Origin of the sequence: Ideonella azotifigens (assembly GCF_006519715.1) — a bacterium.
GTDB lineage: Bacteria > Pseudomonadota > Gammaproteobacteria > Burkholderiales > Burkholderiaceae_C > Ideonella > Ideonella azotifigens.
Genome location: NZ_VIDT01001064.1, coordinates 1 through 1,335 on the forward strand (window position 1 = coordinate 1; position 1,335 = coordinate 1,335).

The window sequence follows — 1,335 nt, forward strand, 5'->3', positions numbered from 1 at the left end:
GCCGAGATCGGGCGCAGCGTGCCGTCGCCCTCGGAGAACACGGTGGGCAGGCTTTCCCAGATCAGCGCCTGCTGCGGCAGGTCCTTGGGCGAGACGAACAGCGAAATCGAGGCGTACGCGCCGCGCGGCAGCTGTTTGCCGACATAGACCTTCTGAGTCAGCGTCTTCTGCTTGCCGGCGCCAAGCGTCAGCTGCACGCGCTTGGTGTCGCCGTCGCCATAGGTGTATTGCGACCATCCGGCCGGCATGAAGGCAGTGGTGGAATTGAGCACCCAGGCCTGCAGTTGGCGGCTGGTGCTGCCGACGTTGCGCAGCGTGTAGCTGACGCTGCAGAAGCCTTCGGCGTCCACCGTGGTGCAGCTTTGCAGCTTGCTGGCCTGAAGCGGCAGCAGGTCCAGTGGCATGTCCATCGGATGGTCTTCGCTGCCGGTCACCGAGAACGGGGCCGAGTGCGTGTATTCGTGGTTCAGCGCGCTGCCCCAGAGCTGGTAGCGGCCGGGGCTGTCGAAGCTGCCGGCGGCAAAGCGGTAGCTGCCGTCGGCCGCCGGTTCGGCGCCGGCCACGAATTCGGCGCACAGCGTGTCGCCTGGCGCGCTGCAGCGGTGCAGTTCGACGGATGGGTAGTCGTCGGCCACGAAGGCTTGCTGCGTGCTCGCGTCGAACAGGCGGCCCCAGACGTCGGCATGCGCAGGCAGGGCAGCCAGGCCCAGCCAGGACAGGCACAGCGCCCATTTGGCAGTTGAGCGAGGAGGGCGGGGAAGGAACATCGGGACACTCCGGAAAGATGGCGCATAAGTGCATGCAACGTGGCCTTGTGCCGCAATGCAGGGGCTGTGCCGATTTGACGGGGCCACCCTGGCACCGACAATGCTTGGGCTGCCAAGCTTTTCTCGTATTTTTCTCACGAAAAGATTTTTCCTCGTGAAATCAAGCAGTTACGCGCCGGCTCACGCGGCGTGCCCGGCGCTGTGAACGCATCGGCTCCCGTTGAAGCGGCCGCCACAGCCGCCCGTTTCTGGACCATTGGCCGGTTTCGCCTCGACCTGGCAACCCGCAGCCTGAGCGCCGGGCCTGGTGCTGACGGCATCGCGCTGAGCGAAAACCTGTCGGTCAAGACCGCAGCGGTGCTGCAGCGCCTGGCCGAACGTGCTGGCGAGGTCGTGCCACGCGAGCGCCTGATCGCCGAAGTCTGGGAGGGCAATTCGTACACCGGTTCGCGCGCCTTGACGCAGGCCATCTGGCAACTGCGCCGGGTGCTGGATACCGAGGCAGCGGCGGGCGGCGAGAGCGCGATCAAGACAATTTCCAAGGCCGGCTACCAGTTGCTGCTGCCGG

At 66.1% G+C, this 1,335-nt stretch carries 2 protein-coding genes; one reads left to right on the forward strand and one right to left on the reverse strand.

Features of this window, described 5'->3' with window-relative positions:
- Positions 1–767: hypothetical protein (locus tag FKP22_RS30580; protein ID WP_141291954.1), on the reverse strand; the 767-nt coding region annotated here is incomplete at its 3' end.
- A 201-nt stretch (positions 768–968) separates the two neighbouring features.
- Between FKP22_RS30580 and FKP22_RS30585 the strand changes: the two genes are divergently transcribed.
- The coding region (locus FKP22_RS30585; protein ID WP_141291955.1) for a winged helix-turn-helix domain-containing protein at positions 969–1,335 on the forward strand (367 nt) is incomplete at its 3' end.